Source organism: Rhizobium sp. KNZ14-9A, assembly GCF_056755015.1.
The window spans coordinates 131,175-144,537 of the sequence record NZ_JBPGXB010000002.1 but is presented as its reverse complement, the minus strand read 5'-3'; the positions used below and the strand labels follow the sequence as shown (position 1 = coordinate 144,537).

General features: G+C 60.2%; 13 protein-coding genes and 1 pseudogene. 7 read left to right on the top strand and 7 right to left on the bottom strand.

Going from position 1 to position 13,363, the window contains the following annotated elements:
• Window positions 1-16 precede the first annotated feature (16 nt).
• The 7 genes from ACR9ZQ_RS06780 to ACR9ZQ_RS06750 all read right to left on the bottom strand — a co-directional run bounded on the left by ACR9ZQ_RS06780 (window position 17) and on the right by ACR9ZQ_RS06750 (window position 7,486).
• Window positions 17-1,027 carry a LysR family transcriptional regulator gene (locus ACR9ZQ_RS06780; RefSeq protein ID WP_481427372.1) on the bottom strand — a complete coding sequence of 337 codons (1,011 nt, stop codon included), beginning with the start codon at window positions 1,025-1,027 and terminating at the stop codon, window positions 17-19.
• Window positions 1,027-2,472, bottom strand: coding sequence for an NAD-dependent succinate-semialdehyde dehydrogenase (locus ACR9ZQ_RS06775; RefSeq protein ID WP_310385982.1), 1,446 nt, complete (start codon window positions 2,470-2,472; stop codon window positions 1,027-1,029). Before ACR9ZQ_RS06775 ends, ACR9ZQ_RS06780 begins: the two co-directional genes overlap by 1 nt.
• A gap of 1 nt (window position 2,473) precedes the next feature.
• Entirely contained in the window at window positions 2,474-2,983 is a 510-nt protein-coding gene (gene fae / locus ACR9ZQ_RS06770) for a formaldehyde-activating enzyme (RefSeq protein ID WP_113319527.1), read from the bottom strand.
• A 33-nt stretch (window positions 2,984-3,016) separates the two neighbouring features.
• A complete protein-coding gene (locus ACR9ZQ_RS06765; protein WP_310385985.1) occupies window positions 3,017-4,012 on the bottom strand; it encodes an aldo/keto reductase in 996 nt (331 codons plus the stop codon).
• Between the two features lie 105 nt (window positions 4,013-4,117).
• Window positions 4,118-5,290, bottom strand: coding sequence for an ABC transporter permease (locus ACR9ZQ_RS06760; RefSeq protein WP_310385987.1), 1,173 nt, complete (start codon window positions 5,288-5,290; stop codon window positions 4,118-4,120).
• The gene (locus ACR9ZQ_RS06755; RefSeq protein ID WP_481427371.1) at window positions 5,287-6,498 is read right to left on the bottom strand and encodes an ABC transporter permease; all 1,212 of its coding nucleotides are present in this window, start codon (window positions 6,496-6,498) and stop codon (window positions 5,287-5,289) included. The genes ACR9ZQ_RS06760 and ACR9ZQ_RS06755 overlap by 4 nt, the downstream gene beginning before the upstream one ends.
• A 1-nt stretch (window position 6,499) precedes the next feature.
• Window positions 6,500-7,486 carry an HlyD family secretion protein gene (locus tag ACR9ZQ_RS06750; protein ID WP_310385993.1) on the bottom strand — a complete coding sequence of 329 codons (987 nt, stop codon included), beginning with the start codon at window positions 7,484-7,486 and terminating at the stop codon, window positions 6,500-6,502.
• Between the two features lie 565 nt (window positions 7,487-8,051).
• On the opposite strand from ACR9ZQ_RS06750, the gene ACR9ZQ_RS06745 reads away from it, so the two are divergent.
• The 7 genes and pseudogenes from ACR9ZQ_RS06745 to ACR9ZQ_RS06715 form a co-directional block, all read left to right on the top strand.
• Entirely contained in the window at window positions 8,052-9,641 is a 1,590-nt protein-coding gene (locus tag ACR9ZQ_RS06745) for a sensor histidine kinase (protein ID WP_310385995.1), read from the top strand.
• Window positions 9,628-10,275, top strand: coding sequence for a response regulator transcription factor (locus ACR9ZQ_RS06740; RefSeq protein WP_113319521.1), 648 nt, complete (start codon window positions 9,628-9,630; stop codon window positions 10,273-10,275). The genes ACR9ZQ_RS06745 and ACR9ZQ_RS06740 overlap by 14 nt, the downstream gene beginning before the upstream one ends.
• Before the next feature lie 93 nt (window positions 10,276-10,368).
• A complete protein-coding gene (locus ACR9ZQ_RS06735; protein WP_113319520.1) occupies window positions 10,369-10,737 on the top strand; it encodes a response regulator transcription factor in 369 nt (122 codons plus the stop codon).
• 149 nt (window positions 10,738-10,886) lie between these two features.
• Window positions 10,887-11,093 carry a hypothetical protein gene (locus ACR9ZQ_RS06730; protein WP_310386000.1) on the top strand — a complete coding sequence of 69 codons (207 nt, stop codon included), beginning with the start codon at window positions 10,887-10,889 and terminating at the stop codon, window positions 11,091-11,093.
• A 66-nt stretch (window positions 11,094-11,159) separates the two neighbouring features.
• Window positions 11,160-11,894, top strand: a complete 735-nt coding sequence (locus ACR9ZQ_RS06725) for a helix-turn-helix transcriptional regulator (RefSeq protein ID WP_481427370.1) — start codon at window positions 11,160-11,162, stop codon at window positions 11,892-11,894.
• 240 nt (window positions 11,895-12,134) lie between these two features.
• The gene (locus ACR9ZQ_RS06720; RefSeq protein WP_481427369.1) at window positions 12,135-12,884 is read left to right on the top strand and encodes a GntR family transcriptional regulator; all 750 of its coding nucleotides are present in this window, start codon (window positions 12,135-12,137) and stop codon (window positions 12,882-12,884) included.
• A 24-nt stretch (window positions 12,885-12,908) separates the two neighbouring features.
• Window positions 12,909-13,301 (top strand): annotated as a pseudogene (locus ACR9ZQ_RS06715) (ACT domain-containing protein); the annotation flags it as partial.
• Window positions 13,302-13,363: the final 62 nt, after the last annotated feature.

Below are 13,363 nucleotides of genomic sequence, written 5' to 3'. Positions count from 1 at the left end.
GGCAGTATGGTCGCTATCAGACACCCTCTGTGCCAGACACGATGCGCAGGGCGGGCTTTTCACCGTCGTTCATCATACGATTACTGAAGCGGCTGATGATCCAGGATCGAAACCCTGCAATCAGAGGATCCACCAGCCCTTCCGCATCGGTCTTCAGGTAATAGCCGAAGCCTTCGTAATAGTGTGCGGTAACCGGCGCAACCAAGCGGCCGCTTTCTATTTCCTCCCGAAATAGCGCCGGGTCCGCCAGCACTAGGCCCTGCCCCGACAATGCGTACTGAACCCCGAGGCTGGCGCTGTCGAATGTCACGCCACGCGCTACAGAAACCCCGCCGAGACCGTTCTGAACAAGGAAGCGCTGCCAGGTCAGATAGGGCTCCATGTCGACGATCTTGATGTGGATGATCTCGTTTGCTCCAATGAAGGCCGCAAGCTCCGAAACTCCTCCCTGCATCAGATCGGCCCGCACCAGATCAGGATGGCACAGGATCGTAGGCCGCTCCTCCCAGAGCAGGTCGGTGACCCATTCATCGACGGCCGGCCGCGTATAGACGACCGCCACGTCGAATTCGCTGTCCGGCACCCCGTAGGGCGTCGAAACCTCCAGCAGCACTTCCGGGAAGCTGCGCCGGAAATCGGTCAGCAGCGGCACGGTGAGCTTCATCGCAAAGCTCGGTGGCAGGTTGATACGCAGCTTGCGCTGACGCTGTTCTTCCGGCGCGCAGACTTCCTTCAGCGCCTGCTCGATGCGGTCGAAACCCTTGCCGATACCGGCAACGAGCGAGCGCCCGTCATCCGTCAGCGTCGTGGCCTTGTGACCGCGTTCGAAAAGCTTGCGCCCGATGCTCTCTTCCAGACCGATGACATGCCGCGAAAGTGCGCTCTGCGAAATGTTGAGTGCGGCGGCCGCCGCCGTGAAGCTGCCGTGATGCGCAACGGCCTCAAAGGCCCGGAGCGCGTTCAGCGGCAACCGGCGGCGATCGACCGCCGGCTCCTTCTTCGTCTGGGGAGAGCGATCCTCCGTCATTATCCCGCAAGCCCACCGAACAGGACGTATTTGCTCTCCAGATATTCATCGAGCCCTTCGGCAGCACCTTCACGGCCAAGGCCGGACTGCTTGACGCCTCCGAATGGCGCGACTTCCGTCGAGATCACGCCCTCGTTGATGCCGACCATGCCTGCTTCCAGCGCTTCGGCGACACGCCAGGCGCGGCCGAGATTCTGGGTGAAGAAATAGGCCGAGAGGCCAGTTTCCGTATCATTGGCGAGCGCGATCGCCTCTTCCTCACCCTTGAAGCGGAAAAGACCGGCGACCGGGCCGAAGGTCTCTTCGGTCGCAAGTGCCATATCCCTCGTCATGCCGGTCAGCACCGTCGGCGCATAGAACAGGCCGCCGCGCTCATGCCGCCGGCCGCCGGTCAGCACCTTGGCACCCTTCTCGACGGCGTCGGTCACATGCCGCTCGACCTTCGTCAGCGCCGGCGCATTGATGAGCGGCCCCTGAGCCACGCCATCCTCGACGCCGGGCGCAACCTTCATCGCCGCGACGGCCTTGGCAAGCGCCTCGGCATAGCGGTCATAAATACCGTCCTCGACGAGGATACGGTTGGCGCAGACGCAGGTCTGTCCAGTATTGCGGAACTTGGAGGCGATCGTGCCGCGCACCGCCTGATCGATATCGGCATCGTCGAAGACGATCAGCGGCGCATTCCCGCCGAGCTCAAGGCTGATGCGCTTCACCGTATCGGCGCTCTGGCGCATGAGCAGCTTGCCGGTCGCCGTCGATCCCGTGAACGAGAACTTGCGCACGACGGGGCTCTTCATCCAGACGCCGACGACATCGACCGGCGACTTCGTCGTCACCACGCTGACCACACCAGCGGGAACGCCTGCCTGTTCGCCGAGACGGGCAAGCGCCAGAGCCGAAAGCGGCGTATCTTCCGCCGGCTTGATGATGATGGTGCAGCCGGCAGCAAGTGCGGGACCGACCTTGCGGGTAATCATCGCCAGAGGGAAGTTCCATGGCGTTACAGCCGCGACGACACCGACAGGCTCCTTCATCACGACGATGCGCGCATCGACCTTGTGCGACGGCACGACGCCACCATGCGAGCGGCGGCCTTCCTCGGCAAACCAGGTGAGGAAACCGGCCGCATAGGCGACCTCGCCACGCGCTTCAGCGAGCGGCTTGCCCTGCTCAGCCGTCAACAATCGGGCGAGGTCTTCCTGATTGGCAAGCATCAGATCCGCCCAGCGTCGCAGCACGGCAGAACGCTCCGAAGCGAGCGTCTTGTGCCAGGTCTTGAAGGCCTTCGCTGCGGCGTCGATCGCCTGCTGCGCCTCCGCCGCACCGCAATCCGGCACGGTCGCAAGCTCGCTGCCATCGGCGGGATTGAGCACGGCAAAGCGCTTGCTGTCAGCAGCACTTCCCCAGCCTCCACCGATCAGCGCATTGTCTTCGACAAGCTTCATATCAGGCGACCTTCGGCGTGAAGAAAGGATTGCCGACCGTTGCCACGCCTTCGGCAAGCTCGGCACGCGACGGCCAGCCCTTCAGCAATGCGCGCTTGGCAGCAAGATGGGTTGCAGCCTTGTTGTTATGATACACTTCTTCGGCGTCGTTGGCCGACGGATTGACCCAGACGGCGGCAATCGCGACCCAGTCATCTTCAGCTTCCGCCGGCAGCGAACCATCGAGCAGCGCTGCAGTAATACCGGCGGCGACACCGGCCTGCGCCGGACCCCAGGTCATCAGCTCATGCGACGAACCGGATTCCATCACCGCCTTGGCGATGAAAAGCGTCACCGGCTTTGCCGGCAGGTTTGGCTTCAGTACTGCCTGGAACGGCAGGTGGCCGGGACCCGGACTCGCTGCCGCACCGGCGAGCGCGCCGGAAATCGGGCCGTTCTTCGGGCCGATGTAGAGGTTGATATGGGCAGCGTTCGGGCCGGAACCCTCGAAGCCTTCACCGATATAAAGCATTGAAATCTCCAGTAGCGATGCGAGTCGAACCCATTATGCCTTCGAAAGGGCGCGGGGGCGACGGACCGGGTTATAGTCATTGATCATGTCGCGCGGGCGGTAGGGCTCTTCCAGGAAGGCACGCTCTTCGCCCGTCAGCTCGATCGCAGCCGCTTCGATGGCAGCAGTGACATGCTCGGGGCTCTCCGTGCCGACGATTGGAACCGTGCTGTTGCCGGAACCGATGACCCAGGCTTGGGCGATCTGGCTGGCCGTCTTGTCGCGCTTGGCAGCGATCTCGTTGACGCGCTTGGCGATCTCCTGGTCGATCTCATCGCCGAACCAGTCGAGATAGAGGTCATGGGCGATGCGCGGCGCCGAGCCGCCGCCGGCGAGATAACCGCGGGCGAGCGGCGAAAAGGTCGTGACCGCAATGCCCTCATCCTGACAGTAAGGCATCATCTCGCGCTCTTCCTCCCGGTAGAGCAGCGAATACTGGCACTGCATGTTGACGAACCGCGTCCAGCCATTCTTGTTGGCGACATGGTTCATCTTGGCGAACTGCCAGGAATACATGGTGGAAGCGCCGATGTAGCGTGCCTTGCCCGACTTCACGATGTCATGCAGAGCGTTCATCGTTTCCTCGATTGGTGTTTCCGGATCGAAGGCGTGGATGACGTAAAGGTCGACATAGTCGGTGCCCATCTGCTTCAGCGACTTGTCGATGGAGGCCATCAGATGCTTGCGCGACAGGCCCTTGTCGTTCGGATCGTCGCTCATCGGATAGAAGGCCTTGGTGGCGAGCACCAGCTTTTCGCGTTCCGTCAGCGACAGCAGTGTGCGGGCCACGACCTGCTCGTTGACGCCGGTCGAATACCAGTCCGCCATGTCGAAGAAATTGATACCGACATCGAGCGCCTTCTTCAGGATTGGCACCGATTTTTCTTCGTCCAACACCCAACCCTTCCACTTGGATGTCCCGATACCCATGGTACCAAGGCAAAGCGACGAAACCTTCAGGCCGGTCTGGCCAAAGCGCACATATTCCACAGCAATGTCCTAAAAGTGTTTCTCCCTCCTAAGACTATGCCGTGGCGACACTATTGTGACAAATAGGTTTATTCGATGCGGCTATCTCAAAATGAGATGGCGCCATCAACCGCCCGCAGGGGCCTGTGCCGCAGGCTTTTCCCTTGCGGACCTGATGTCCAGCAGCACCGCGACGAGCCCGTAAACCGCGGCAAGTATCCACAGCGTAAGGAACGGTTCCCTGACCGCCTGAAGCGGAGCGCCGAGCTGCGACACCTCGACGATGCCGTTGATGGCGCTGGTGCTTGGCAGCAGAACGGTCAGCGCCCGCAGCGGCTCGGGTATGGCTTCGCTCGGCCACGAAAAACCGGCAAGGAACATGAAAGGCAACCCGAGCGTGGCGCAGACGAGCTGAACAGCGAGCGGCTTGCGGAACAGGCTGGCAATCACCATCCCGAGCGTGGCAACTGCCAGAACAAACGGCAGGCAGAAAGCAAATATCGTCAGCAAACCACCCAATCGCGGAATGCCGTAAAGGTAAGGCAGCACGATCAGATAGAATGGCAATACAATCGCCTCGATAACGAGATAGGCAAGCAGCCTGCCGCCGACGCGGGCAAAGGGGCCGGCGGCCGAGGCAGCAGTATCCCGCGCCGCCGCATCATTGTCGATCGTCCCAAGTAGACCGACGCCGATCAGCAGCGTTTGCTGCAGGATCAGAACAAAGGCTGCGGGCAGGATATAGGTCGCATAGCCGCCCTGCGGATTGAACAGTGCGACCGTCGTCAACGGCATGGGATCGGGGGCAGCTGCCGCCAATACCGGGTCGATATTGGCCGCAATCAGCCGCGCCGTCTCGATTTCCGCGCCCATGGTCCTCGCGACGGCAACGACGGCGCCGGAAATGCGCTGATAGATCAGGAAATAGCTGGCGTCCCCATAAAGCGCGACCGGCGATTGCCGCCCATGCAGCAGATCACGTTCGAAATATTGCGGGATGACCAGAATGCCGTAGAGCTGGCGTCCTTGAACCGCCCGCTCGGCACTGACCTGATCTGGCAGCATCGCGGCCACGGCAACATCACTCGACGCATCGATACGGCGCACCAGCTCACGGCTGCTCGTCGTATCGTCGAGATCGACGACGGCGATCGGCACGTCGCGCAGCGCCTCGTTTGCATAAGGCTGTGGGTAATAGAGGGCATAGATTAGTGGCCCGAAGACCAGTACCGCGAGTGCCGGGCGCAGAGTCAGGATGCGGATCAGCTCGATGCGGAAGATCGCCAGCAAGGCCCTCATGGCGTGACCTCCCTCAGCCGCTGCGCCGCCTGTCGCTGCCGGCGAATGCGGAACACTTCCAGCCGCAGCGCCGTCACGATCGCCAGCACCAGCACGAATATGCCGAGCACCATCAAAGGCTTCAGCGACAGATCGACCGGCGTGCCTCGGATCGTCTGATCGATCCTAGCCGTCAGATACCAGGTGCCGGGAATGAGCTCGCCCCACCAGTAGGAGAAGTCGTTCATCGCCAACCGCGGAAAGCCGATGCCCATATAACCGAACGATGGCGCGAACATCAGCGTGCCGATGCTGATGGCGCTTGCGACCGGCCGCAGGAAAAGCGCCAACAGCACACCGATGAACTGGTTCGCGAGAATGAAGAGCAATCCGGCCACGACGAGGATGCAACGCTCGCCCCTGAGCGGCATGTCGAGCACGCCGAAAAGAATGGCGTCCGAAAGACCGAGAACCACAAGGAAGATCAGTGTGTAGGGTAGCATCTTGCCAGCCATTGCCGGCCACAGACCGCCGCCAAGCCGCCGCAGAATGACGAGACGGTGCGTTGTTTCGGCATCCATGCCAACCGTGTAAGCCATGGTGGTAACGATCACCACCTGCAGCAAGGCGGGCATCAGCGCTGCGAGCAGAAAATGCGCATAGTTGAGCGTCGGATTGAAAAGCGGATTGACCTGCACGGGGATCGGCGAAAGATCGGCCTGCGCAATATCGACCGGCTGCCCCTGCGCCGTGCGCAGCGACAGGCGGATGCCGGCGGCCACAGTCGGCACGGCAGCACTGACGCCCCTGAGCGTAAGATTACCTGTTGTCAGCGTCTGCGTATTGTAAAAGAACACCACCTCGGGACGCCGGCCGGCGAAAACATCGCGCTCCAGATTGCGTGGCAGCATCAGTAGTCCGTGAACCTTGCCGGACAGGATCAGCGCACGGCCTTCCGTGAGGTCGCTGACATTGACTGCGACAGCGGTATCCGGCGTCGCATCGACTGCGCGAATAATCGTTCGCGAAAGATCGCTGCCGTCGAGATCGAGCACGGCGATCGGCAGCCGTGTCGCCAGTCCCGCGCTGAAGACGATGGCAAGTACACCCATCAAGAGCAGCGGCAAGAGCGTCGTCAGGAAAAGCAGAAACGGCCGGCGATAGAACCAGTCGAACTCCCGCCGGAACACCAGGAGGAAGCCGGGACGAAGCCCGCCGGGCGGCTTCATCTCAACGCCCCGCCGGCGGCCAGGAGGCGATGACGCTCATGCCTGGCCGAAGCCCCTCGACGGGATTGACCGGAACGGCGCGTACCTCGAAGGTGCGCAGGTCGAAATCGCCGGTCGCGCGTGTCGCGCGCCAGGTCGCATATTGGCCCTGCGCGTTGATCATCGTCACCTTGACCGGGATTGGACTGCCGGCAAGCGCCGGAACCGTGACGTCAAAACCGTCGCCGACCTTGAGTCCCTTCAGCAGGTCCTCGCGAAGATTGAACGTGAACCAGGGATTCTGCAGGTCGATAATCGAAAACAGCGGCGAACCGGCGCTGAAATTTTCGCCGAGCTCGGCGACGCGCGTCGTCACCTGACCGGAGATCGGCGCATGGATGACCAGTTCTGAAACGTCCACTTGCTGCTGGTTGAGCGACGCACGTGCCTGCTCCACCTGAGCGGCCGCAAGCGCCTTTTCTTCCTTGCTGGAACCGGCCGTCGCAAGCCGTGCATTGGCGGCTGCGGATTCCTGCTTGCGGATCGCGGCCTCCAGGTTACGGGCAGTCTGATCGACCTGCGCCTGCGTCGAAGCGCCTGTCGTGATCAACCGCGCCTGACGGGCGGACTCTTCCTGATAAAGCGTGACATCGGCGCTTGCTGCGGCAAGCTCGGCATTGGCCGCATCGATAGTTTCGGGACGCGTGCTGTTGACACGAGTGAGGTCGGCCTCTGAAACGCCGACTGCCGCTTCAGCCAAATGCAGCGCCGCCGTCAATTGCGGGCTTTCCAGTTCGGCAATAACGGTGCCCTTCTCGACATTGTCACCGACATCGGCGTTGAGTTTGAGAATACGGCCAGCGACGCGCGGGCTGATATCGACGCGATTGGCGGAAACCTCGCCCTGCACCACCAGCGGCGGTGGTCGCGTCGCAAACCACAGGAGAACACCAAGAACGACAAGGGCTACAATTCCCACAACTGCCCGAACCATTCCTGCTACCTTCATCGGTGCCCCCGTTCAGATGGAGTGTTCCGGCTGAACTGTGTCTCAGGATTATCCCTCTGGCAATATGACAAGCCTGCTGCAACTCCTTGGCACGCCGTAAAGTCGTGATCGTGTCCGAGGAATTTTTACCGTTCTGCTTGCCATCTGCAGCGTCATTATTGCGATAGCGGAAGTCGTCGGAACAAATTTCAAAGCCATTCACCAGGGAAACCGACCTGCCGCTTCGTATGGCCGGACCAAAACCTAAGTATAGTTATGTCTCAGGACGCTTGGATTTAACTTGTACTCGTAGCTCGGAACCGACCTGACCATTCACGGTTCCAAGCTGGTGGCACCGCCCCTTGCCACCTCTAGGGCAGGCGCCCCCCTCCGCCGAAGCCCTGCGGATCCTCCCATCCGCCAGAGACCGTCCCGCCGCCCGGGGCGGTCTTTCCTTTTCAAGCGTAGAGACAATTCGGCCCATGCTTCCAACACTTTGGTATAGTTTTGCGCCGATAAACACGCCATTAAGGTAAACGCGCACTAGCCGGTATGGGTAGAAGACCGGAACCAACAGCGAGGGGGTATGGGATCATTCATTGTATCGAAACTCATCAACCGGCGAGGAACGCTCTCGCATGAGATCACGCTCGGCCTGATCGCACTGGTGCTCGGCGCCACCGTGTTCTACGTCGATGCCTTCACTGAGATCGAAAGCGCTATCGCCGTCCTCTATGTTATCGTGCTGCTGCTATCGGCCGAAATACTGACGAGGATAGGCACCACGCTCCTCACAGTTGTCTGCGCCGCCCTTACCCTTTTCGCCTATTTCTTTTCGCACGGCCTCGGGGAAAATGTCCCAGCTCAGTTGCGGTTGGCGGTTTCTCTCGCCGCCATCACCATCACCTGCGCCCTTATCCTCAGGAACGAAACCGCGCGTGCCGGCCTCATCGAAGCCAACTTGCATCTTCGCGACAGCGAAACCCGCTATCGCTACATCTTCGAGCACAGCCGAATCGCACTCTGGGAACGCGATTATTCCGCAGTGCGAGCCTTCCTGATGTCTTTGAAAGCGGAAGGTGTGAGTGACCTCAAAGACTATTACCGAACAAACCCCAGTGTCATCGCCACCTGCACAGGCCTCATCCGCACCATCGCCTCCAACGACGCAGCAATGGAACTGCTCGGCCATGTGGCCGGCGGCCTGCCCTCGCACACGATGCGCCACTACATCGCCCCTGATGACGATACCTTCCTGGACCTGATGAATGCCATCTTCTGCGGCGAACGGCATTTCGAGGGCAAGGGCAATCTGATTGCGGAGAATGGCGAGACCAGGCTTGTCATCATGAGCATGAGCTTTCCGGAAGATCCCGCCGCCTTCAATCGCGTGGTCGTCGGCATGGTGGATATCACCCAGCGGGAAATGATGCAGAAGGCCATTCGCGAGGCTCAGGATGAGCTTGCCCGCGCCTCGCGCGCCGCGACTGTCGGCACACTTTCCGCCTCGCTCGCCCACGAGCTCAACCAGCCGCTCGGCGCTATCGTCGTCAACGCCCAGACGCTCCTCAGATGGCTGAACCGCGAGCCGCCGGATCTCGCGGCCGTTCGCCGTTCGGCCGAGCGCATCATTCGCGACAGCCAGCGGGCGAGCGAAATCATCCACAATACCCGCTCCATGCTGACACAGGGCGATCGCACGCCCGAGCAGGTCGACCTCGAAACGTTGATCGAGGAAACACGCGCCCTGATGGAGCACGACTTCCAGCGCGACATGGTCGACTTCGATGTGAACCCACCCGAACAGCCGATCACAGTGAAGGCGATCCGTATCGAGCTGCAGCAGGTGCTCATCAACCTCGTCACCAATGCCGTGCAGGCCATGCGCGAAACGGCAATCGACCAGCGTAAGATTCTGATCTCGCTCGCCAGGAAGGATGATATATTCGTCAGCCTCTCCGTCAGGGATTTCGGCCCCGGTATCAGCGAGGAGGCCATGGCGAAGCTCTTCACCCCCTTCTTCACGACCAAGCCCTCCGGAATGGGCATGGGGCTCTCCATCTGCCGCAGCACGCTGGAGGCCAGAGGCGGCCAGCTGATCGCCGGCAATCATCCTGAAGGGGGCGCCATCTTCGAAATGATCATACCGATTGAGGACGACCATGACCGACACTAGCGCCGCATCGAAGGCAGCCTCGCAATCCGCATCACCGATAGTCTATGTCGTCGATGATGACGAATCCATCCGCGAGTCGCTTGTCGATCTTTTCCGGTCGATCCAGATGGATGCGGTCTCCTTCGCGACCACGACTGCCTTTCTCGATACCGCCGACCTGCGACGGCCGGGCTGCATTCTCCTCGATGTGCGCCTGCCAGGTCTAAGCGGGCTGGATTTCCAACTTCATCTCGAACGGATCGGCAGCAGGATGCCGATCGTCTTCATGACCGGCTTCGGCGATATTCCGATGAGCGTGCGCGCCATGAAGGCCGGCGCTGTCGACTTCCTCACCAAGCCCTTCCGAGACCAGGATATTCTCGATGCCGTCGGCATCGCGATCGAAAAGGATATGGCCCGCCGGCGGGAAATGGCGGCAAGCGATGCCGTCGCCTCGCTGGTCGATACACTGACGCCCCGCGAGCGGGAGGTGATGGCGGCCGTCGTCAAGGGGCTGATGAACAAGCAGATCGCCTATGACCTCGGCATCAGCGAAATCACCGTGAAGCTGCATCGTGGCAATGTCATGCGCAAAATGCAGGTCCGCTCGGTGGCGGATCTGGTGCGCAAGGCCGAAATGCTGGAAGGCAGATAGTGGAACCTAGACCCTTGTATGGTACCGCGACACGGCCCCGATCCTCATAATATAGCCTAACGTAATGTAAGAATAAGCAAGGCTACCAATCTCGTGTCACATACATCCACAATCGCTGTCGTCGATGACGACCAGGCTATCCGGGAGGCGCTTGACGATCTGATCCAGTCCTGCGGCTACCAGAGCAAGCTTTTCGCTTCGGCGGAAGAGTTCCTGGCCTTTGACGACAGGGCGACGATTGACTGCATGCTGGTCGACGTCAAGATGCCCGGACTGAGCGGCATCGAACTGCAGCAAATCCTCAACGGCGAACCTGAAAAGCCGCCGATGATCTTCATGACATCCTATCGCGACGAGAGAACTCGTACGGCCGCCATGGAAGGCGGTGCGCTGGCCTTTCTGGGCAAGCCGGTCGAATTCGATTCCCTCATCAACTATCTGGAAATAGCTTTGAAGCCGTAAGGCCCCACTGCGTCGGGTTCCCGGGTGTTGCTTCCGCCATCAGATCAGTTCGAATTATACACCTATGTATAATTTAAGATGGAAACAATAAAGACTATAGTTAATCTCGTATCTTCCAGTAAAATGGATAGAAAAACGAGGTGAACGCCATGATAAAGCTCAAGCGCCCGATATTTATCAGCGTCGGGAAGAACATTCTGATGGATGTGATCTTCTCCAACATCGTAACCGGTGCGAATTACAAGTTCCACTGCGCGCTGCTGCGCCTGGAACCGGAAAATCCGATCTACGAATATCAGCCGGTCCGCATTGCCACGCATCGCCGCCCGGACGAAATCAGCCGGACGCATTTCTGATCCTCCCCCTTCTGGCGCTGACCGGTTTCCTCCCGGCCGGTCAGTGCATTTGCCGGCAGATGATCCATGACCCTCAAGAATACGGCAAAATCCCCCTGGCAGGGGGATGCAACCAGCGCCACTGTACAGGCCGATCCCACGACAAGTTTCTCTACTGCCCTGCAGGAAGTCATGCAGGTGCATGGCTTTCGTTTCTTCCTCGCCGCCAGCTTTCCGCAAGCCGACAAGCTCGGCTTTCGCGCCAACATCATCGCCAGCAACTGGCCACAGGAACTGATCGACCGCTACGACGCTTCAGATCTCTTTTGGCGCAGCCAGCTGATCGATGGTTTGAAGAAGACCATCATGCCGATCTATTCCGGCATCGGCATCTTCGCCCAGCCTGCCAGCGTAAGCAGCTCGGAAGAACTCTCCCGTCGTTTCGAGGATCTCGGCCTTCACAACACCGTCAGCTTCACGCTGCATGACGCCATTCTAAGGCACTATGTCATCATGTTCTCCGGCCTGCGCAGCCCGCTCGACGAGCAGGAATGCGCGCGCATGGTCTTTGCCGTACTGAAGGCGCTGGACAGCTACAGCCTTGCGACCGAGCCGCCGCTTGCCGATTACGAGCGCCTGACCGTTCGCGAGATCGAATGCCTGCGCTGGTCAGCCTCCGGCAAGAGTAGCGAGGAGATCGCCATCATCCTGCATATCTCCTCCCATACGGTGAACGGTTATCTGAAGGCGGCGATGCGCAAGCTCGATGCCGTCAACCGCATGCAGGCCGTGGCGAGGGCCTATCGTTTCCGTCTCATCTGAAGGTCTGCAAGCTCTAAAACTCTTCTGGTTTCAGGCCATCCAAACCTATCCGCGTGGCCGCTGACGAGATATCTGCGAAATTTCGGCTGAGATCATCGTCAAATAATGCGACAACTCCCCGTCAATTCACGCGCGAAGCGCCTCAACCTACGCATGCAGGACAAATATCAGCACTATTGTTCCTGTTGTCGACAGAACATGCTAAGTTACCAGCGGGAGGGACATTTCTCAGGAGTTCTCTTGTCCGCCGAATACACGTCAGCCGATACGGCCCACGCCTCCGGCAATCTGCCGCATATCGACTCGCGCCAGCGCGCCGAGGCGGTTGCCGCCCGTCTCGTCACTGAACAACACGACCGGCCGTCGCTGGTTTCCACCATCGCCCGCGAAGTGGCAGCCGAGATCATCGAAGACATTCGCAAACCGGGCGATGACCTGAACTCCGTCGAACTTGCACGGCGCTACAAGACCAGCCGGACGCCGATCCGCGAAGCCCTGATGCTTCTGGAAAGGGAAGGACTCGTCGAAATCCCGCCGCGCCGTCGCCCACGTGTCGCTAGCCTCTCGATCAAGGAGATCCGCGATATCTACCGCGTCCGCGCCAATCTGCTGGAACTGATTGCCGGCGACATTGCGCGGGACGCGTCGCTTGACGATATCCGCACCCTCCAGCCGATCATGCAGGTCATGGAAAACGCGAGCAAGGCCGGCGATGTGAACGTCTATTTCTGGGCAAATGTCGACTTTCACGAACGCAATACCGAACTCGCCGGCAATCGCACGGTCAAGAAGATCATCGATTCCTTGCTTCTGAGAACCCTTCGCTTGCGCCGTATCGGCCTATCCCAGCCCGGCCGCCTGCAGAAATCCTATGAGGATCACGAACGGTTGTGCCGCGCGTACGAGGATCGCGATCCGACGCTCGCGGCCGCGCTCATCCGCTCCAACCATATCACCGGCCTTTCGGTGCTGGAAAACATCTATTCATAGGACGGGACGTCAGGGAAACACGACATGACAGGCATTACCGACCTCTCAGTTCTTCTCGCGACGATGGAGCCGGAATTGGTGGCAGGCGAATTCGTCTATTGCGCCGTGCCGGCCTCGCAGTCGGAAGACTATCTCCATCTTCGCCCGCTCGCCCTCTTTCGCGAAACGGAAGGCCTGACGCTCATTCTGCCCCAGGATACGGCAAACAAAGCCGGCCTGCAGGCAAGCGCGCCCCTGCGGCACATCACGCTAAAAGTACATTCTTCGCTTGAAGCCGTCGGCCTGACCGCCACCTTCTCCCGCGCGTTGACGGAAGTCGGCATCAGCGCCAATGTGGTCGCGGCCTACTACCACGACCACATTTTCGTGCCTGTCGTCGATGCCGAACGGGCCGTCGAAGCGCTGCGGCAGCTCTCGGCGGCAAGCCGGAGCTACAGCAATTCCAGCAAAAGTGTGCAGCGGTTTTGCGTTCGGAATTG